21 protein-coding genes are annotated in these 19,068 nt (G+C 61.6%); 10 read left to right on the top strand and 11 right to left on the bottom strand.

What is annotated here, in order from left to right; genetic code table 11:
* Nucleotides 1-465 carry an EF-hand domain-containing protein gene (locus ACZ5TB_RS05160; RefSeq protein WP_464792248.1) on the top strand — a complete coding sequence of 155 codons (465 nt, stop codon included), beginning with the start codon at nucleotides 1-3 and terminating at the stop codon, nucleotides 463-465.
* Between the two features lie 12 nt (nucleotides 466-477).
* Here the strand turns inward: ACZ5TB_RS05160 and trmFO are convergent, their stop codons facing one another.
* A complete protein-coding gene (trmFO, locus tag ACZ5TB_RS05155; RefSeq protein ID WP_464792247.1) occupies nucleotides 478-1,842 on the bottom strand; it encodes a methylenetetrahydrofolate--tRNA-(uracil(54)-C(5))-methyltransferase (FADH(2)-oxidizing) TrmFO in 1,365 nt (454 codons plus the stop codon).
* Nucleotides 1,843-1,892: 50 nt separating this feature from the next.
* Here trmFO and ACZ5TB_RS05150 point away from each other — a divergent pair, with 50 nt between their 5' ends.
* Nucleotides 1,893-2,309 carry a VOC family protein gene (locus ACZ5TB_RS05150; protein ID WP_464792246.1) on the top strand — a complete coding sequence of 139 codons (417 nt, stop codon included), beginning with the start codon at nucleotides 1,893-1,895 and terminating at the stop codon, nucleotides 2,307-2,309.
* A gap of 52 nt (nucleotides 2,310-2,361) precedes the next feature.
* Here ACZ5TB_RS05150 and leuA read toward each other — a convergent pair whose 3' ends face one another.
* The gene (gene leuA, locus ACZ5TB_RS05145; protein ID WP_464792245.1) at nucleotides 2,362-4,032 is read right to left on the bottom strand and encodes a 2-isopropylmalate synthase; all 1,671 of its coding nucleotides are present in this window, start codon (nucleotides 4,030-4,032) and stop codon (nucleotides 2,362-2,364) included.
* Between the two features lie 269 nt (nucleotides 4,033-4,301).
* Here leuA and ACZ5TB_RS05140 point away from each other — a divergent pair, with 269 nt between their 5' ends.
* On the top strand, nucleotides 4,302-4,868 hold the full coding sequence (locus ACZ5TB_RS05140; RefSeq protein ID WP_464792244.1) for a DUF1993 domain-containing protein: 567 nt from the start codon (nucleotides 4,302-4,304) through the stop codon (nucleotides 4,866-4,868).
* Between the two features lie 88 nt (nucleotides 4,869-4,956).
* Here the strand turns inward: ACZ5TB_RS05140 and ACZ5TB_RS05135 are convergent, their stop codons facing one another.
* The 6 genes from ACZ5TB_RS05135 to miaA all read right to left on the bottom strand — a co-directional run bounded on the left by ACZ5TB_RS05135 (nucleotide 4,957) and on the right by miaA (nucleotide 10,685).
* Nucleotides 4,957-5,580: a YceI family protein gene (locus ACZ5TB_RS05135; RefSeq protein ID WP_464792243.1), complete on the bottom strand. Its 624-nt coding sequence runs from the start codon at nucleotides 5,578-5,580 to the stop codon at nucleotides 4,957-4,959.
* A gap of 210 nt (nucleotides 5,581-5,790) precedes the next feature.
* Nucleotides 5,791-6,810, bottom strand: coding sequence for a ketol-acid reductoisomerase (gene ilvC, locus ACZ5TB_RS05130; protein WP_196226240.1), 1,020 nt, complete (start codon nucleotides 6,808-6,810; stop codon nucleotides 5,791-5,793).
* A 204-nt stretch (nucleotides 6,811-7,014) separates the two neighbouring features.
* Entirely contained in the window at nucleotides 7,015-7,530 is a 516-nt protein-coding gene (gene ilvN / locus ACZ5TB_RS05125) for an acetolactate synthase small subunit (RefSeq protein ID WP_464779639.1), read from the bottom strand.
* Nucleotides 7,530-7,880 (bottom strand): hypothetical protein, encoded by a 351-nt coding sequence (locus tag ACZ5TB_RS05120; protein ID WP_464792242.1) that lies wholly within the window; start codon nucleotides 7,878-7,880, stop codon nucleotides 7,530-7,532. Before ACZ5TB_RS05120 ends, ilvN begins: the two co-directional genes overlap by 1 nt.
* A 10-nt stretch (nucleotides 7,881-7,890) precedes the next feature.
* Entirely contained in the window at nucleotides 7,891-9,639 is a 1,749-nt protein-coding gene (locus tag ACZ5TB_RS05115; protein ID WP_464792241.1) for an acetolactate synthase 3 large subunit, read from the bottom strand.
* A gap of 101 nt (nucleotides 9,640-9,740) precedes the next feature.
* Nucleotides 9,741-10,685 (bottom strand): tRNA (adenosine(37)-N6)-dimethylallyltransferase MiaA, encoded by a 945-nt coding sequence (miaA, locus tag ACZ5TB_RS05110; protein WP_464792240.1) that lies wholly within the window; start codon nucleotides 10,683-10,685, stop codon nucleotides 9,741-9,743.
* Here miaA and serB point away from each other — a divergent pair.
* Nucleotides 10,684-11,562, top strand: a complete 879-nt coding sequence (gene serB / locus ACZ5TB_RS05105) for a phosphoserine phosphatase SerB (protein WP_464792239.1) — start codon at nucleotides 10,684-10,686, stop codon at nucleotides 11,560-11,562. The two genes, miaA and serB, sit on opposite strands and share 2 nt — an antisense overlap.
* Before the next feature lie 35 nt (nucleotides 11,563-11,597).
* On the opposite strand, the gene ACZ5TB_RS05100 is transcribed toward serB, so the two are convergent.
* On the bottom strand, nucleotides 11,598-12,359 hold the full coding sequence (locus ACZ5TB_RS05100; protein ID WP_464792238.1) for a MauE/DoxX family redox-associated membrane protein: 762 nt from the start codon (nucleotides 12,357-12,359) through the stop codon (nucleotides 11,598-11,600).
* 71 nt (nucleotides 12,360-12,430) lie between these two features.
* On the opposite strand from ACZ5TB_RS05100, the gene ACZ5TB_RS05095 reads away from it, so the two are divergent.
* Nucleotides 12,431-12,829: a MerR family transcriptional regulator gene (locus ACZ5TB_RS05095; RefSeq protein ID WP_464792237.1), complete on the top strand. Its 399-nt coding sequence runs from the start codon at nucleotides 12,431-12,433 to the stop codon at nucleotides 12,827-12,829.
* Nucleotides 12,830-12,848: 19 nt separating this feature from the next.
* On the opposite strand, the gene ruvX is transcribed toward ACZ5TB_RS05095, so the two are convergent.
* Nucleotides 12,849-13,322 carry a Holliday junction resolvase RuvX gene (gene ruvX, locus ACZ5TB_RS05090; protein WP_464792236.1) on the bottom strand — a complete coding sequence of 158 codons (474 nt, stop codon included), beginning with the start codon at nucleotides 13,320-13,322 and terminating at the stop codon, nucleotides 12,849-12,851.
* Nucleotides 13,319-14,437, bottom strand: coding sequence for a DUF3089 domain-containing protein (locus tag ACZ5TB_RS05085; RefSeq protein WP_464792235.1), 1,119 nt, complete (start codon nucleotides 14,435-14,437; stop codon nucleotides 13,319-13,321). Before ACZ5TB_RS05085 ends, ruvX begins: the two co-directional genes overlap by 4 nt.
* Nucleotides 14,438-14,563: 126 nt before the next feature.
* On the opposite strand from ACZ5TB_RS05085, the gene gatC reads away from it, so the two are divergent.
* From gatC to ACZ5TB_RS05060, 5 genes are all read left to right on the top strand, one after another.
* Nucleotides 14,564-14,851, top strand: coding sequence for an Asp-tRNA(Asn)/Glu-tRNA(Gln) amidotransferase subunit GatC (gatC, locus tag ACZ5TB_RS05080; RefSeq protein WP_464792234.1), 288 nt, complete (start codon nucleotides 14,564-14,566; stop codon nucleotides 14,849-14,851).
* A gap of 100 nt (nucleotides 14,852-14,951) precedes the next feature.
* Nucleotides 14,952-16,436 (top strand): Asp-tRNA(Asn)/Glu-tRNA(Gln) amidotransferase subunit GatA, encoded by a 1,485-nt coding sequence (gene gatA / locus ACZ5TB_RS05075; RefSeq protein ID WP_464792233.1) that lies wholly within the window; start codon nucleotides 14,952-14,954, stop codon nucleotides 16,434-16,436.
* A 92-nt stretch (nucleotides 16,437-16,528) separates the two neighbouring features.
* A complete protein-coding gene (gene gatB, locus ACZ5TB_RS05070) occupies nucleotides 16,529-18,031 on the top strand; it encodes an Asp-tRNA(Asn)/Glu-tRNA(Gln) amidotransferase subunit GatB (protein ID WP_464792232.1) in 1,503 nt (500 codons plus the stop codon).
* Nucleotides 18,032-18,103: 72 nt separating this feature from the next.
* Nucleotides 18,104-18,760, top strand: coding sequence for a hypothetical protein (locus tag ACZ5TB_RS05065; RefSeq protein WP_464792231.1), 657 nt, complete (start codon nucleotides 18,104-18,106; stop codon nucleotides 18,758-18,760).
* Nucleotides 18,748-18,975, top strand: coding sequence for a hypothetical protein (locus ACZ5TB_RS05060; protein ID WP_464792230.1), 228 nt, complete (start codon nucleotides 18,748-18,750; stop codon nucleotides 18,973-18,975). The genes ACZ5TB_RS05065 and ACZ5TB_RS05060 overlap by 13 nt, the downstream gene beginning before the upstream one ends.
* Nucleotides 18,976-19,068 lie beyond the last annotated feature (93 nt).

Here is a 19,068-nt window from a genome sequence, read left to right as displayed (position 1 = left end):
GTGGGACGTATCATGGCTGGCGCCGGGGCTGCTCTGCTTCTTGTGGCGGCAGGACTTTTCTGGTGGCAAGGGCGCGCGGCCAGCAGCGCTGCTCCGGAGGCCATAATCGCTCCCCCGCCGCCGCCTGCGATAGACACATTGCCAGAGGGAAATCCCGGGGCCGTTGGCAAAGCACCTCCCACGCCCGGAGAAGCCAGTCCGCAAAGCCGCGAGCAAAAACGCTTCGGCCGTTATGACCGGAACCGTGACGGCTTTATCACCCGGGTCGAGATGCTGGGCAGCCGGGTCAAGGCGTTCAAAGCGCTCGACAAGGACAAGGACAACCTCCTTTCCTTCGAGGAATGGGCCGTCGCCACATCGGATCGGTTTGCCGACGCTGACGCTAATGGGGACGGCAAGCTCACTCCGGCGGAATTTGCAACGACCGCGCCCAAGCGAACGGCGAAACCGAAATGCCATTGCTGAACAAGAGGGCGCTCAGCTCATTTCAAACTGACTAAACCATTGCGCCAAGGAAGCGCGGGCGCGAGCAGTATAGGCCTCCTTGCGCTGCTTCTTCTTCACATCGTCCAGGGTCGGGAAAAGCCCAAAATTCACGTTCATCGGCTGATAATCCGCCGTCGCGATATTGCCCGTGACGTGACCCAACAATGCGCCAAGGGCCGTATCGCCAGGCGGCGGCGGCATGTGCTGGCCAAGCAGTTCGGCGGCGGCAAAACGCCCGGCCAGCAGGCCTATGGCCGCACTTTCCACATATCCTTCGCATCCGGTCATCTGACCAGCGAAGCGGATATGCGGCGCGCTCTTCAGGCGCAGGGTCCCGTCCAGCAGTTTGGGGCTTTGGATGAAGGTGTTGCGGTGTAGCCCGCCCAGCCGAGCAAACTCAGCCTTCTCTAGTCCGGGAATGGTGCGGAACAGGTCAGCCTGCGCACCATGCTTGAGCTTTGTCTGGAACCCAACCATGTTCCACAGCGTGCCTGACGCATTGTCCTGCCTCAGCTGGATGACGGCATAGGGCCAGCGGCCGGTGCGCGGATCGTCGAGCCCCATTGGCTTCATCGGGCCGTGCCGCAACGTTTCCGGGCCTCGGGACGCCATCACCTCGATCGGCATGCAGCCTTCGAAATAAGGCGTGTTCGTTTCCCACTCCTTGAATTCGGTCTTCTCGCCGTCGAGCAGCCCCTGCACAAATGCCTGATATTGGTCCTTGGTCATCGGGCAGTTGATATAATCCTTGCCTTCGCCACCGCCGGGGCCGATCTTGTCCCAGCGGTTCGCCATCCAGCATTTGTCCATGTCGATGCTGTCGAAGTGCACAACGGGCGCGATCGCGTCGAAGAATGCGAGATGATCCATGCCCGCAGCGGAGCCGATACTCTCCGCGAGCGCTGGTGCGGTCAGCGGTCCGGTCGCGACGATGGTCATCCCTTCGCGCGGCAACTGATCGATGCGCTCCCGCACGATCTCGACATTAGGATGATCGGACAGGGCGCGGGTGACGCCATCGGAAAACAGGTTTCGGTCGACGGCCAGGGCTGATCCAGCGGGGACCTTTGCGGGTTCGGCCTGCGCCATGATGAGCGAGTCCAGTCGTCGCATTTCCTGATGCAGCAGGCCAACGGCATTCTTGTCCGCATCGTCGGATCGGAAACTGTTGGAGCAGACGAGTTCGGCAAGGCCCTCAGTCTGGTGCGCCGGGGTCATGTCGCCACCACCCCGCATTTCCGACAGGCGCACCTTCACACCAGCCTGCGCCAGTTGCCAGGCGGCTTCCGACCCGGCCAGCCCGCCACCGATAATATGCACCTGATGATCTGTCGCTTCGCCCATTTGTCCGTCCATGCGTTGGTGGCTGGCGTTTAGGTCAATTGGCGGCAAAAGGAGAGCGCAAAATGATCGACCATATCGGCATCGCCGTGAGTGACGCGGGACGGTCGCGCGACTTTTACGACGAACTGCTGGGCGCGATTGGGCTGCGGCGTTTGGTGACCATCCCTGCGGCGGATAAGGAGAGCGGCGGTGAGACGCACGGCTATGGCCAGCCCGACGACGCCTTTTTCTGGATCGGCGACAATGAGAGGGTGGGTGAGGGCACTCACGTCGCCTTTCGCGTCGAAAACCGCGCGCAGGTTCATGCCTTTCACGCAGCGGGCCTGCGTGCCGGTGAGCGGGACCATGGCGCGCCCGGCCTCAGGCCGCATTACGGGCTAAACTACTACTCTGCCTTCATCCTGGACCCTGACGGCATCAACGTGGAAGCCGTTTGTCACGCGGAGGTCGATTTGAACGCGGCAGAGAATATCTATTAAGCCTGTTGCAGGCAGCGCTCGCGGTGGCGAGCCGCTGCCGGCATTCTATCGATCAGCCCGCTGCAACACTGTTCGCGGCCGACAATACAGCCTGCACCGAAGCAGTCGCGATGTCCGTGTCGGTGCCGATGCCGAAGACAGTGCGGCCATCGGGCGTGCGGCATTCGACATAGGCGGCAGCGGCGACGTCGGTCCCAGCGCCGATCGCATGTTCGCTATAGTCCGCAACCTCCAGATCGACGCCCAGATCGTCGCGCAGCGCGGCCAGAACCGAGGAGATGAGGCCGTTGCCGCGCCCGGAGATGGACCGTTCGCCACCCTTGTGCGCGATCTTGCCGGTGAAGATACGGTCGCCTGCATGGCCGCTCTCATTATAATCGATCAGCGTGTAGGGCTGGTCGCCGAAGAGGCGGTAATGATCCTCGAACGCGGTCCAGATATCGGCTGCGTTCAGCTCGCGGCTGGTCTGATCGGCCAGCGCCTGGACGACGCGGGAGAAGTCAGCCTGCATGCGCTTCGGCAGCTTCAGCCCCTTATCCTGCTGCAACACCCAGGCGACGCCGCCCTTGCCGGACTGCGAGTTGACACGGATCACGGCTTCATAATCGCGGCCCAAATCCTTGGGATCGATCGGCAGATACGGCACGTCCCAAATCTGGTCGTTGCGGGTTTCCTGAACGGCGAAACCCTTCTTGATCGCGTCCTGATGCGAGCCGGAGAAGGCGGTGAAGACCAGTTCGCCCGCATAGGGGTGGCGCGGATGGACCGGCAGCTGGTTGCAATATTCGACGGTCTGGATGACCTCGTCGATATCGGAGAAATCCAGCCCCGGATTGACGCCCTGCGTGTACATGTTGAGCGCGACCGTCACCAGATCGCAATTGCCGGTCCGCTCGCCATTGCCGAACAGACAACCTTCCACGCGATCCGCGCCCGCCATCAGACCCAGCTCGGCGGCAGCGACGCCGGTGCCGCGATCATTATGGGTGTGCAGCGAGATCACGACGCTGTCGCGCTGCGAAATGTTGCGGCACATCCATTCGATCTGGTCGGCATAGATGTTGGGCGTCGCGGCCTCGACCGTGGCGGGCAGGTTCAGGATCAGCGGGCGTTCGGGCGTGGGCTGGAGAATCTCCATCACCGCCTCACAGCATTCCAGGCTGAAATCCAGCTCGGCGGTGGAGAAGGTTTCCGGCGAATATTCGAAATGCCAGTCGGTGTCGGGCTGCTTCGCCGCATTGTCGCGCAGCAGCTTGGCCGCGTTGATCGCGATTTCCTTGATCTGCGGCCGGTCCATCTGGAACACGATGTTGCGCCAGGCGGGCGACACGGCGTTGTAAACGTGGACGATGGCCTGCTTCGCGCCGCGCAGGCTTTCGAAGGTGGTGGCGATCAGATCATCGCGAGCCTGGGTCAGCACCTGCGGGAAGACGTCATCGGGGATCGCGCCGTCGCGGACGAGACCGGAGATGAAGTCGAACTCGGTCGCGCCCGCGCTGGGGAAGCCGACCTCGATCTCCTTGACGCCGACCCGAACCAGCAGGTCGAAGAAGCGGCGCTTCTTCTCGGCATTCATCGGGTCGATCAGCGACTGATTGCCGTCGCGCATGTCGGTCGAGAGCCAGCGCGGCGGCGAGGTGATGACGGCGCTGGGCCACTGGCGATTGGGCAGATCCACCTGAGGGAAGGGGCGGTATTTCTGCGAAGGGTCGGTCAGCATCATGGGAAGCTACTTCTTTGCAAACGGGCGGCGCGAAGCTGGCCCGGTGGAACGACTATCTGCTTGGATATGCCCTTAGGCGGATTGCTGCGTCATTCAAGCGAAGAGCAGCAGAAATGCCACGCCTAAGGGCGTGTAAGTCGTAGCAGGGGAAGAAGCGCGCGCTGCATGGTGTGGACGCCTTAACCTTTTTTGGGGGCGGGCGTCCAGCTTTTGTTGTGGAAGGGGTTGGGGAGACGGTTCACAATGATCCATCCCATCGCGAGGCCTTCATGTCCCTGACCAACCTCCTTATACCGACCTACAGCCAGATGCTGAAAACGCTCTCTGGCTGGCTTGATAAGGCTGAGGGGCAAATGGGCGCAGATGCGGCCAACGCGCTTCTGTCCGCGCGGCTTGCTCCCGACATGTTTCCGCTGTCCACCCAAATCCGGTTCGCTTGTGTGCAGGCTCAGGAAGGCGTGTTTCTGCTGAAGGGAGAGGAGTTTCCCGCATCGACTCAGGCTCTTCTGGATGAGGGCCGGAACGCGGAGGAAAATCCCGGTTCCATGGCCAGCGCAAAGGCCAGAATTGATGAGACGCTCGTTCTGCTGGGCGATCTTGCTCCGGACGCGCTTGATGCCGACCCGCAAAGCCCGATTGAGCATGCATTGCCGATGGGCATCATTTTCGACCTAACGGCCGAACAATATGCTCGCGACTGGACGTTGCCCCAATTCTACTTCCACGTCATGACCGCCTACGCAATCTTGCGCAACCAGGGGGTAGAGTTGGGCAAGGCGGATTATATCGCGCACATGTTCCCATATATACGGCCGGGCACAATGCCGACTGGCTAAAGCCCGTAGCCACGCCGGTCCCAAGTGGGATAGGATTTATTCCGAGAACGGTCGGGGTGATGACGGCTCATCACCCGGACCTGACAGCTTACTTCTGAAAAGCGGCGACGATCTTCAGTTCCACATTATCGCCGACCATCGGGACGCCGTAACCCATATTGAAGTCGCTCCGCTTGACCGTTGTCGTCGCGACGAACCCGACATTTTCCTTGCCCCCCGCCATGGCCGGAGCCTTGCCCGCACCGTAGAAATCCGCATCGAGCGTCACCGGCTTGGTGACACCCTTGATCGTAAGATTTCCGGTGATTTCTGCGCTGGTCGCGCCATCGGGCTTCACGCTCGTGGAGACGAATGTCGCCTTTGGAAATTTGGCGCTATCGAAAAAGTCCGACTTCATCAGATGTTCGTCCAGCGCGGTGATGCCAGTGCGGACATTGGCGATGGGGACTTCAATCGAGACCTTTGCAGCGGCCACATTTTTGGGGTCCAGAGTCAGTGTGCCGACCGGGCCAGAGATGATGCCGAAATTGTTGGAGAAGCCCATATGGTCATAGGCGAAGGCGACCTGGGTGTGACCCGGATCAACCTGATAGGTGCCGCCGGTGACGCGGGACGGGTCCTTTGCGCCGGGCGCGGCGGGCATCTGCTGGGCGATGAGGGCTGTGCCGGTCAGGGTCGCAAGGGCAGCGACGGATATCAGGAATTTTCGCATGGATAGATTCTCCAGAAGCGGTCAAGGGACGCGCTACCTTAGCGGCGTCCCTTGATTGTTCCAGAGGCGTAACCGGAAACGGAGAGTTACCGAATTGAAATTCTGGGCTGCGCGCCTGTTCCGTCATCCCAGCGCAAGCTGGGATCTCAGCAGAAGGTGCGCAACGAGGCCCGAGACCCCAGCTTTCGCTGGGGTGACGAAGCTGGAGCCTCAGTTCTTTTCCTGATCTACCAGCTTGTTGGCGGCGATCCAAGGCATCATGGCGCGCAGCTTGGCGCCGGTTTCCTCGATCGGGTGACGCTGGGCAGCGAGGCGGCTGGCCTTCAGTTCGGGCTGACCGGCGCGGTTGTCGAGGACGAAGTCCTTGACGAAGCGGCCCGACTGAATGTCGGCGAGGACGCGCTTCATTTCCTTCTTCGTTTCTTCGGTGATGATGCGCGGGCCGGTCTTGATATCGCCGTATTCGGCAGTGTTCGAGATCGAATAACGCATGTTGGCGATGCCGCCTTCATACATCAGATCGACGATCAGCTTGAGTTCGTGGAGGCACTCGAAATAGGCCATTTCGGGCGCGTAGCCCGCTTCGACCAGCGTTTCGAAACCGGCCTGAACCAGCGCGGTCGCGCCGCCGCAGAGCACGGCCTGCTCACCGAACAGGTCGGTTTCGCATTCCTCTCGGAAGTTGGTTTCGATGATGCCCGAACGGCCGCCACCGACACCCGAAGCGTAGGACAGGGCGATGTCATGGGCGTTGCCGGTCGCGTCCTGCGCGATGGCGATCAGGCAGGGGACGCCGCCGCCGCGTTGATATTCGCTGCGAACAGTGTGGCCGGGACCCTTTGGCGCGATCATGATCACGTCCACGTCCTTGCGCGGTTCGATCAGGCCGAAATGCACATTGAGACCGTGCGCGAAAGCGAGCGCCGCGCCGGGCTTCAGGTTCGCGTGAATGTCGTCGGCGTAGATGGCGGCCTGATGCTCGTCGGGCGCGAGGATCATGAGGACATCGGCCCATGCGGCGGCTTCGGCGTTCGGCAGCACCTTGAAGCCTGCGCCTTCCGCCTTCTTGGCGCTGGCCGAGCCGGGGCGCAGCGCAATGGCGACTTCGGCTACGCCGCTGTCGCGCAGGTTCTGGGCGTGGGCGTGACCCTGAGAGCCGTAGCCGAGGATGGCGACCTTCTTGCCCTTAATGAGGCCGATGTCGGCGTCGCGATCGTAATAAACCTTCATGTCCGTTCTTCCTTCAGACCGTGCCTTTTCCTCGCCCCTTCAGGGGAGAGGATACGAAATCTCGGTTCGGCGGAAGCCGGACCTAGATGAAGTTGGAGAGGGGCTTTTCGCCACAGTGAGGGCGCTGCCCCTCTCCAGCTGCGACTAGGCGACAAAGCCGCCAAGTCTCGCTTCCTCTCCCCTGAAGGAGAGAGGATATTCAGTTCAGTTCGGCTCCTTGCCGCGAATCAGGCCGACGACGCCGGTGCGGCCGACTTCAACGAGGCCAATCTGGCGCATGAGGCCGACGAAATTGTCGATCTTGTCGGTGGTGCCGGTGATCTCGAAGATGAAGCTTTCGATCGTCGTATCCACCACCTTGGCGCGGAACACGTCGGCAAGGCGCAGCGCCTCGATCCGGTCTTCGCCAGTGCCCGAAACCTTGACCAGCGCCAGCTCGCGCTCGACGAAGGGGCCGTTGGCGGTCAGGTCCGTCACCTTGTGAACGGGCACCAACCGATCGAGCTGCGCGATGATCTGGTCGATCACCTTGGGCGGGCCGTTGGTGACGATGGTGATGCGGCTGATCGCATGATCATGCGTGATGTCCGCCACGGTCAAGCTGTCGATATTATAGCCGCGCGCGGTGAATAGCCCCGCGATGCGAGCAAGGATACCCGCCTCGTTGGTGACCGTCAGCGACAGGACGTGCCGCTCGCTATATTCTTCCTGAATGTGCATCAGATGCTCGTTCCGTTGTCCGGTTCTTTTTCGCGCTCATGGCGCTCGGAAATCATGCCCGTAAAGGCGTAGTGCCAGCTGCCCTCGTCGCGATGAGCGATGCGAACCGGAAATCCGGCAATGGCATCGAACATGCGGCTCAGATGTTCGCCCACATATCGCGGGCTGATCAACAGGCGGCCTATCCGGCGTTCGTGAAAATCGAAGCCCTCATCCAGGTGAACTTCCCAATCTTCATTCTCCGGATCGCTATGGTCCACGGTCCAGCCTTTCAGCTCGGCCGTGCCGCTCATCCGCTCGAAGTCAAAGGGTTCGCTCACATGGATGCGGAGCTTCAGATGCCCAGTCACGCCATAACCCTCACACCAAAGCCTTTGCCTCGTCCGACATGATACCAGCGACCTGGCTGGGGTCGAGCAGCATGTCAGTATGCGCCGCGCCCGACGGGATCATCGGGAAGCAGTTGGAAAGCTTCGCCACGCGGCAATCCACGATGACAGGGCCGGGTGTGTCGATCATCTGACGAATGCCCGCCGCCAGTTCCTGCGGCCCTTCGATGCGGATGCCGGTCCAGCCATAAGCCTCCGCCAGCTTTACGAAGTCCGGCAGGCTGTCGGAATAGCTGTTGGAATAACGGCTTTCATAGGTCAGTTCCTGCCACTGGCGGACCATGCCCATATATTCGTTATTCAGGATCAGCACCTTGACGGGCAGCCGGTATTGGCTTGCGGTTCCCATCTCCTGAATGTTCATCTGGATAGACGCGTCACCCGCGACACAGACGACCAAGCTGTCGAAATTGCCGACCTGCGCGCCGATTGCGGCAGGGAAGCCATAGCCCATGGTGCCGAGGCCGCCCGAAGTCAGCCACTTGTTCGGCTCTTCAAAACCGAAATGCTGGGCCGCCCACATCTGGTGCTGACCGACTTCCGTCGTGATGATGACGTCCTTGGCCGACTTGGAAGCGCGGTAAAGCTCCGCGATCGCCTCCTGCGGCATGATCTCTTCGCGGCTTTCCGGATAGGCAAGGCTATTACGCGCGCGCCAGCCTTCGATCCTGGCCCACCATTCGCTGAGGTCCGCAGCCTTGTGACCATGCGTTTTCCACGCCGCAATCATGTCGGTCAGCGCATTGCCGACGTCAGCAATGACCGGAAGGTCAACCTCGACCGTCTTGTTGATCGAGCTGCGGTCGATGTCGATGTGGATCTTTTTGCTGTTCGGTGCGAAGGCGTCGAGGCGGCCGGTGACACGGTCGTCAAATCGCGCACCGATGCAGACGATCAGGTCCGCCTTGTTCATCGCCCAATTGGCTTCATACGTGCCATGCATGCCCAGCATGCCCAGCCATTGCGGCGAGGAAGCAGGAAAGGCGCCCAAACCCATCAAGGTCGAGGTAACAGGTGCACCAGTCAGCTCCGCCAGTTCACGCAGCAGGATCGATGCCTTGGGACCTGAATTGATGACGCCGCCGCCAGTGTAGAAGACCGGCCGCTCTGCCTTGGCCAGCATTTCGACGGCCTGAGCGATTGCAGACGCGTCCGCCTTTGTCTGGGGCTTGTAGCTGGCATGCTCAAAGCCAAGCGGACGGGAGTAGGGCGCGGTGGCGACCTGCACGTCCTTGGGAATATCGACGACAACCGGGCCGGGTCGGCCAGTTGTGGCGATATGAAAGGCCTCGTGGATGACGCTCGCCAGCTTGGCGGGCTTCTTCACCAGATAATTATGCTTTGAACAATGGCGCGTGATGCCGACCGTATCCGCTTCCTGAAAAGCGTCAGTGCCGATCAGTGGCGTGCCGACCTGCCCGGTGATGACGACCATCGGGATGGAATCCATCAGCGCATCGGTGATGCCGGTGACCGCATTGGTCGCGCCGGGGCCGGACGTGACGAGAACGACGCCGGGCTTGCCCGTCGAACGTGCATAACCTTCCGCCATATGGGTCGCGCCCTGTTCATGGCGGACAAGGACGTGGCGGATCTTCGGATGATCGAAAAGTGCGTCATAAATGGGCAGCACCGCGCCGCCCGGATAACCGAACACGACCTCGACCCCCAGGTCGATCAGGCACTCAACCAAAATGTCCGCGCCGCTCTTTTCGGCCACGATGAAATCCTTCCACTGGATGCAGGTTGCGCCCTCTGCTCCAGATGAGGAGCGAAGGCAAGGTGGGTGCCTCTATTAGACATAAAATGGCTAGTCAATAGCTATTTGCGTAATTTAATTACCATTTCAGCGGATAAATTGGCATCAACATGTCGTGTTTCCCTGGGCCAACTGGCCGGGGGCTGGCGCGAAAACCAGGTATATTGGCGTTTGGCATATTGGCGGGTCGCAATCCGGCCGCGCTCCAGCATCATCTCGCGGCCAATATCACCGGCAAGCCAGCTCGCAATTTCAGGCACGCCAATAGCGCGCATGACGGGAAGATCGGGCGAGAGATTGCGCGCGAGGAGCGCTTTCACTTCGGCTACGGCGCCACCCTCTACCATCTGTTCGAAGCGTTGGTCGCAACGCGCGATCAACCAATCGCGTGGGGGCAAAAGGACAATCGGTGAAAGACGGATCTGTTCGCCGATGCCTCCCACCTTTCGTTGCTGCCAATAGGCGAGCGGCTGGCCTGTCGAACGAACCACTTCCAACGCACGGGCTACCCTTGTGCTATCGGCAGGCGCCAGCCGCGCGGCAGTTGCCGGGTCTTCGATTGATAATGCGGCATGGGCCTCCGCGACCGGCATGGCGCGGACGGCGGAACGAATGGCGGGATCGATGTCCGGCACCGGAGCAATGCCTTCAAGCAGCGTGCGCAGGTAAAGCCCCGTGCCACCAACCAGAATGGGCAGGCGTCCTTCCGCATGCGCCTTGTCGATCTCCTCGCGCGCTTCGGCCGCCCAGCGCGCAGCAGTACAGGCCTCCGCCCCGTCAATATGGCCGAAAAGGCGGTGTGGGATGTCCCCCATTTCCTCCCGGCTCGGGCGCGCGGAAAGAACTTGAAGATCGGCATATACCTGGCTGGCGTCTGCATTGATGACCGTTCCATTGGCCGCTTGAGCCAGTCGAAGCGCCAGCGCGCTCTTGCCGCTGGCGGTAGGCCCGGCAATAAGCGCGACGCGGGGGCGAGATTCGCCCATAGATGTTTCAGGAGTGTCCATGTTCGTCGCAACCTTAGTGGCAAGTGCGGCCTTGAGTCAGCGGGATATTGAAGATGCCGTGGCTCGGCTGGCGACGGCGGGCTGCGCGCCGGTGGATAGCAGGTGGCTTGATGAGGGCAAGGCTGCCGATATCTTCTTTGGCGGTGATCCTGTGTTGGCGCGGGCGGCATTAACTGGGATCGGCGACAGGATCGATGTCATCGTTCAACTTGCCGAGGGGCGCGAGAAGAAGCTGCTGATCGCGGACATGGACTCCACGATGATCACGGTCGAGTGCATCGACGAACTTGCCGATTATGCGGGCATCAAGCCGCAGATCGCCGATATCACTGAGCGAGCGATGCGCGGCGAGCTGGACTTTGCAGGGGCGCTGCATGAGCGCGTCGCTTTGCTCAAGGGCCTCGCCGATGAAGCGATCGATCGGTGTCGGGCAGAGCGTGTGAAGATCATGCCGGGCGCGGGAGCACTTGTGCGCACCATGAAGGCGAGGGGGGCTGAAACCCTCCTTGTGTCCGGCGGCTTCACCCGCTTCACCGGACCCGTGGCCGAGGAAATCGGATTTGATCGTGCGGTGGCGAATGTTCTTGAGATTGCGAATGGGGCGCTGGTGGGCACGGTAACGCTGCCGATCGTCGATGCGTCCCGCAAGCGCGCGGAACTGGAAGCCGCCATCGAAGCAGGCATTGATCGGGCATTGACGCTCGCGGTGGGCGACGGGGCGAATGACATACCTATGATCCAGGGCGCGGGCCTTGGCGTTGCCTATCATGCCAAGCCCAAAACGCGGGAAGCGGCCGCTGCGGAGATCGTCCACGGCGACCTCTCGGTGCTTCTGTATGCGCAGGGCATCTCTTCGGCAGAATGGGTCCAGGCGTAGTTGCTCTCCGACAGCGATCGGGATGGCATCTGCGGTCAGATACGAACAAGCATCCACAGCGCCATCGCAACCATCATGATGTTTTCCGTTAGGGACACGAACCCCAACGGTACATTGCTGCCGCCGCCGACGCAGGCGCATTTCAGTTCCCGCTTGTCGAGATAGACGGCCTTGAACACCGAAACTGCGCCGATGCCGCCAATGAACAGCGCGACGGGGATGGAAAGCCAGCGCAGAGTGCCGGTCAACATCAGCACGCCTGCGCCAAGCTCCAGAAACGGATATGCTTTCGCATAAGGCACATACCGGCGGGCAAGCAGGTCGTAGTTCAGGAACATGGTGGCGAACCGGTCCACATCCTGCAGCTTCAGCATGGCGAGCAGCATCATGGTGACAGCGATGAAACTTTCGACGGTCATGATGCTGACCAGCGGCATCGCGGTCAGCCAGCTGATCGCGAGCGCCAACAGCGCGCCGACCCCAAAGACAGCGAGGACCGGGATATAGCTGGTGGCGGACGGATCGGCGACTGTCAGGCCGAGGAAGCGGCGCAGATCGTCATGGCCGCCGATCCGTTCGCCATCAATGAAGATTTGAGGCGTCGTCTTGACGCCATGGGCCTGTTTAAACGCGTCCGTTTCCTCGCGGCTGGTGAGCCAGTGATCCTCCACCTCATAACCCTTGTGCCGCAATAGCCAACGGGCCTTGAGGCCATAGGGGCAGACATGACCCGGCATCACCATCCGATAAAGTACCGCCGTTCGTGGCAGGGCGGTCGTTGCTGTTGCGCTCGTCATGTCATCGCTTCCTCTTGGACAATATCGCTCTGCGCCCCATATGGGTTCCGTACCATGGTCCGGAGTCAAGCATGGCGATGACAATTTCTGGTCTGGCGCGCGCTGGTGGCGTGGGCGTGGAGACCGTGCGCTTCTATCAGCGGCGCGGATTGCTGGACACGCCGGATCGGCACGGCAGCGGACTGGCGCGCGGCGTCCGTCGCTATGATGATCAGGATGTGCTACGTTTGAAGTTCATACGCTCGGCGCAGGCGGCGGGGTTCACGCTGGATCAGATTGGCGAGCTTTTACGACTGGACGCCGGGCAGGACAGAGCGCGCGCTCGGGAGCTGGCAGCCGGGCGATTGGCTGCGCTGGACATGAAGATCGCCGAACTCCAGGCGGCACGCGATTCCTTAACGCGGCTCGCCAGCGCCTGTCACGCATCCGATGAGGGGCCTTGCCCCATCATCTCCGCCTTTGAGGGATAGCTCGTAATCCTGATAGGGGTTAGAAGCCTGCCATCAAACCGTCGATGGCGCCTTGCAGGATGTAACTCGCGGCCAGCTTGTCGACCAGCTCGCCCCGGCGCGCGCGGCTCGCATCTGCTTCCAGCAAGGTGCGCGTCACGGCCTGCGTCGACCAGCGCTCGTCCCACAATAGGATTGGCAAGCCAAGATCCGCAATGTTGCGGGCAAAGGCACGGCTCGCCTGGCTGCGCGGACTCTCGCTGCCATCGAGATTGAGGGGGAGGCCGATGACGACGCCCTTCACCTGCTGCTGCTCCATGAAAGCGGCGAGCGCGATCTTGTCCTTGCTGAACTTCCCGCGCGATACCGTGTGCGCCGGGCTCGCGATGGACCAGCCAGCGTCACACAAAGCCAGCCCGATCGTTTTCGTGCCGACGTCCATGCCGAGCAGGCGGCCGCCATAGGGCAGCGCCTCGCGGTAGGCCGCGCGGTCGGTGGTGAGCAGCGTGCTCATCTTTTCAGGAAACTCGCCAGTCGCTGGCGCGCATCTTCCCGAACGTCACCCCAGAACAGGCCATAGTCATAGACGTGATAATTATTGCCCGGCAGCGTGAACGGCCCCATGTCCACCGGCTCCCCGATCATCAATATGCCGCTGCTATCACACCGGGCTGGAACTACGCCCTTCAGCAGGCGTGGCGCTTTCCCTTCATCCCGGCTGTCGATAGTACCGAGATTGGCGCTTGCTGGAGCGGCTCCGTTGAGGGTGCCAGTGATGGGATTGGTGCAAAGCATATGCGTGCCCTTACGAGGGCGGCCGGTAAAACCGGGCATGCGTTCGAATCTTTCCACCATCGGTGCCGGATCAGCAGGCTCGGCATAGCTTTGCCAGCTGACAATGCACCGCGCCTGATCCCGCCGGGCGCAGGCGGGCAGGCCGACGGCGGGCAAATCCGCCTCCATGGAGACCGGCCAGCCAACGGCATAAACCGCCACGACGCGGGAAGCGACAGGCGTCCCCGCAACCTGATCGCGCAGCAACTGGAGCAGGTGGCGCGACCCTTGGCTGTGCCCTGCAAGGATCAGCGGACCCGTGGGATTGGCTTTGAGAAACGCCGCAAAGGCCAAGCGCACATCGCGATAGGCCGCCGTCAGCGCTTGCTCGCCAGCAGGCTTGTCGGTGAGGAATGCGCCATAATTGGCCTGTCGATAGCGCGGCACCCAGACATCGCCGACCGCGTTGAAGGCGCTCGCCTGCCCCTGCACGAAACGCCGCGCAGTCGTCAGCGCATCCTTGTCGTCCAATCGCATGTTCCAATGCGCGCCGCCAAAAGCGGTGATGTAGGAAGTCGGATGGATGAAGAAGACAGCCGCCTTCCGGGCAACCGCTTCATCCTTCTGTCCGGCGGGTTTCCACAAAGCCGGATTGCCTTGCGCGATGTCTGGCCTGGCGAACCACATCCTGGGATCATCATAGGCATTGACCGGAAGCGGGGCGATCGGGGTAAAGGCTTCTCGCGGCACCATGACCGCGCGGATCAGCTGCATCCCCCAGATGCGGTAAACCAGCAATGCCGCAAGAACCAGCACGATAAGGCTGGCGACGACATAGAGGAACTTGCGGGCCAAAACTTTGCTCTCCGCCGATCGCCAGGACCCCCATGGCCTGCGTCGAACGGCGCCTGTCTGGCGCAGGCACCTCTCATGCGCAAGTGCGGACTTGAAGCGGACGTGAGCGGGTGGTAGCGGCGGCCCATGTCGATAGACCTTCAGACCGTAAAGAAGATCGCCAGCCTTTCGCGCATTTCGGTGACCGAAGCCGAAGCCGAAGCGATGGTGCCTGAACTCAACAACATCCTTGGCTGGGTGGAGCAATTGGGCGAGGTGGATGTGACCGGCGTCGAGCCGATGACCGCCGTCATACCCAACACGCTGCGCCTGCGTGAGGACGCCGTGACAGACGGCAATGTTCGCGACAAGGTGCTGGCGAATGCTCCGCAAGCCGAACATGGCTTCTTCGCTGTGCCCAAGGTGATTGAGTGAATCTTTATATCCCCGTTCGGGCTGAGCTTGTCGAAGCCCAGTCCTTTCTTGAAGAAAAGTGCAGCCCTTCGACAGGCTCAGGGCGAACGGAAGTTGGCGCATGACCGATTTAACTGATCTTACAGTAGCCGAAATCCGCGACGGTTTCCGCGCAGGCGACTTTTCCGCGCGCGAAGTGGCCGAAGCGTTCAACGCCAATGTCGCTGCGGCCAAGGCCCTGAACGCCTTCATCGTGGAAACGCCGGAAAAGGCGCTGGCATCCGCCGATGCCGCCGACAAGGCAAAGGCTGCGGGCGAAGCGCTCAAGCCGCTGTCGGGCGTGCCGATCGGCATGAAGGACCTGTTCTGCACCGAAGGCGTGCAGACGACCGCCGCCAGCCACATGCTGGAAGGCTTCAAGCCGACTTATGAATCCACCGTCTCCAAAAAGTTGTGGGACGCGGGCGCCGGGATGTTGGGCAAGCTCAACCTCGACCAGTTCGCCATGGGCTCATCCAACGAGACCAGCTATTTCGGCAATGTGATCTCGCCCTGGCGGCGCGGCGGTGGCGACAATGCCGCGCTGGCGCCGGGTGGCTCCTCGGGCGGTTCTTCGGCCGCGATCTCCGCCCGGCTGTGTCCGGCGGCGACCGGCACCGACACGGGCGGTTCCATCCGTCAGCCTGCCGCCTTCACAGGCATCAGTGGTATCAAGCCGACCTATGGCCGTTGTTCGCGCTGGGGCATCGTGGCCTTTGCCTCCTCCCTGGATCAGGCCGGGCCAATGGCGCGGACGGTGCGCGACAATGCGATCCTGCTGGAAACGATGGCAGGCTTCGATCCCAAGGATTCGACCTCGCTCGATCTGGCCGTGCCGCAGTGGGAAGCCAACCTCACAAGCAGCCTCAAGGGCAAGAAGGTCGGTATTCCCAAGGAATATCGCCCCGATGGCTTGAATGCGGAAATCTCCGCCATGTGGGATCGCGGCATCGATTGGTTGAAGGATGCAGGCGCCGAGGTCGTGGAGGTATCTCTTCCCCACACCAAATATGCGCTGCCGACCTATTATATCATCGCTCCTGCTGAGGCTTCCTCGAACCTCGCCCGCTATGACGGCGTGCGCTACGGCCAACGCGACCTGCCCGATGGCGCGGGCCTCCAGGACATGTATGCCGCCACCCGTGCCTTGGGCTTCGGGCCGGAGGTAAAACGCCGCATCATGATCGGCACCTACGTGCTATCGGCGGGCTTCTACGACGCTTATTATACGCAGGCGCAGAAGGTGCGGGCGCTCATCGCGCGCGATTTCGAGCAGGCTTTCGAGAAGTGCGACCTGCTGCTGACGCCGACCGCGCCGAGTGCGTCGTTTGCGCTGGGGGAGAAGCAGGCCGATCCGCTGGCCATGTATCTGAACGATGTCTTCACGGTGCCTGCCTCGTTGGCTGGCCTGCCCGCCATGGCGGTTCCGGGTGGACTGGACTCGCAAGGGTTGCCGTTGGGGCTCCAGATCATCGGCAAGGCGCTCGATGAGCAGACCGTGCTGAACGCAGGACTCGCGATCGAGGAACGTGCGGGCTTTACCGCGCGGCCGGAGAAGTGGTGGTAATCAAACTCGTCATGCCAGCGCAGGCTGGCATCTCAGGCGATGTGGCACATATGAGAAAGATCCCAGCTTCCGCTGGGATGACGGTGTAGAAGATGACCGAGACAGCATACCGCATTCAGGGCGCAACCGGCGAGTGGGAGGTCGTGATCGGCCTGGAAGTCCATGCGCAGGTGACGAGCCAGGCGAAGCTCTTTTCCGGCGCTGCGACGGCGTTCGGCGCGGAACCTAACACGCAGGTGTCGCTGGTTGACGCGGCCATGCCCGGCATGCTGCCCGTGCCCAACCGTGAATGCATCCGCCAGGCGGTGCGCACCGGCATGGCGATCAATGCAAAGATCAATAAATGGTCGCGCTTCGATCGCAAAAACTACTTCTACGCCGATTTGCCGCAGGGCTATCAGATCAGCCAGCTCTACCATCCGCTGGTCGGCGAAGGCGAGATCGAGATCAATCTCGATGAAAAAAACCCCGACGCCACGACCAAGCGGATCGGGATCGAGCGTATCCATGTCGAACAGGATGCGGGCAAGCTGATGCACGACCAGCATCCGACGCGCTCCTATGTCGACCTCAACCGCTCGGGCGTCGCGCTGATGGAGATCGTGTCGAAACCCGACATGCGCTCGCCCGCAGAAGCTGGCGCCTATTTGTCGAAGCTGCGCACGATCCTGCGCTATGTCGGCTCATGCGACGGCAATATGGATCAGGGTTCGATGCGCGCCGACGTTAACGTGTCGGTGCGCAAGCCCGGCCATGAGTTCGGCACGCGAACCGAAACGAAGAACGTCAATTCCGTCCGCTTTGTCATGGCGGTGGTGGAATATGAGGCCAGCCGTCAGGTCGATGTGCTGGAAGCGGGAGGCAAGGTCGTTCAGGAAACGCGCCTCTATGATCCGGACAAGAATGAAACGCGGTCCATGCGGTCCAAGGAAGATGCGCACGACTATCGCTACTTCCCGGATCCGGACCTTCTGCCGCTCGAACTGGAAGACGCCTTCCTGGAGGAATGCCGCCAGTCCTTGCCCGAACTGCCGGACGCCAAGCGCCGCCGTTATGAGGAGCAACTGGGCCTTTCGGCTTACAATGCCGCCACGCTGACCGCCGACGCCGACACTGCGCGCTGGTTCGAAGCCTTGCTGGCCGAAGCCGCGCGCATTCAGAAGAAGAGCGAGGGCGAGGTCGCCAAGGCTTCGGCCAACTGGCTGCTGTCCGAACTGTACGGCGCTCTCAACCGCCTCGGAAAAAGCCTTGAGGACAGCCCGGTCGGCCCCGAAGAGGGCGCGGAACTGCTCGCACTCGTTGCCGATGGCACGATCAGCGGCACCATCGCCAAGCAGGTGTTCGAGATCATGCTCGAAACCGGCGATCGCGCGCCGAAGATCGTTGAGGAAAAGGGGCTGAAGCAGACCAGCGACACCGGCGCGATCGAAGCTGCCGTGGCTAAGGTCCTTGCGGACAATGGCGACAAGGTTGAGCAATATAGGGCGGGCAAGGAAGCTCTGTTCGGCTTCTTCGTCGGCCAGACAATGAAAGCCATGCAGGGCAAAGCCAATCCGCAGGTCGTCAATGACCTCGTCCGCAAGGCGCTTGCCTAAATCGAAGCCCGCTGTCTAAACCCCTGAGTGGAAAGCGGAAGCGGGGGCGCTTCCGTCCACAGGGGGTAAGACATGAAGCTACGCGGGCTGATCGCGGGACTAGCGCTGTTGGTGGCCTGCGCGCCGCTGAGCGTTCAGGCCGAAACGCTGACCAATGACATGGTCGTGTCGCTCGTTCAGGCGGGATTGGGTGACGACGCCGTGATCGCCAAGATCAAGGCGTCCGCCGGTCATTACGCTCTATCAACTGACGATCTGATCGCCTTGAAAAAGCGCGGCGTGCCCGGTCTGGTCATTGCCGCCATGATCCAATCCGGCGCTGAAGGCGCGGTTTCGTCCAAGGCTGTATTCTCCGCTGACTCGCCTGACCCACTGGTCCCGCACCCATCCGGCGTCTATCTGGCAACCGACGCGCGCATGGTGCGGATCGATCCCACGACATCGAACCAAAGCAAGACCGGCGGCATATTGGGCTATGCCTTTACGGGCGGCATCGCTTCGCTCAGCATCAAGGCCGTCATTCCCAACATCACCGCACGGGTGCGCACCGGCCGAACGCGCCCGGCATTCTATTTCTACTTCGATGAGGCGACGCGCGGCCTTTCCCAGTCTGGCGGCGGCTCATTGTGGCTGTCGGGTCCGGCAAGCGCCATCACTTCTCCCAATGAATTCAGCCTCATCCGGTTCGAGGTGAAGAAGGATCGTCGCGAACACGCGTGGGCAGCATGAACCTGGCAGGCGCGAAGGCAGGGGTGATGGACAAGGACCGCATCCCCTTCGACTATGAACAGGTGACGCCCGGAGTGTTCAAGGTCACCCCTTCATCGGACCTCGCCGCTGGCGAATATGGCTTCCTCTATTCGGTAAGCGCGGGCGCTGGCCCCGGCATGTGGGGCAACGGAACGGGCTCCGCGCGGATTTTCGATTTCGCCGTCCATCCTTGACGGAATGGGACGCCGCCTGAGGAGCAAGCGGCGTCCCGTCCACAAGGCTGTCCCGGGGGACGAGACGGCCTCATGGCAGGTCTGGCGGGCAAA

The organism is Sphingobium sp. TomTYG74 (assembly GCF_055393875.1).
This window is presented reverse-complemented; position numbering and strand designations above follow the sequence as displayed.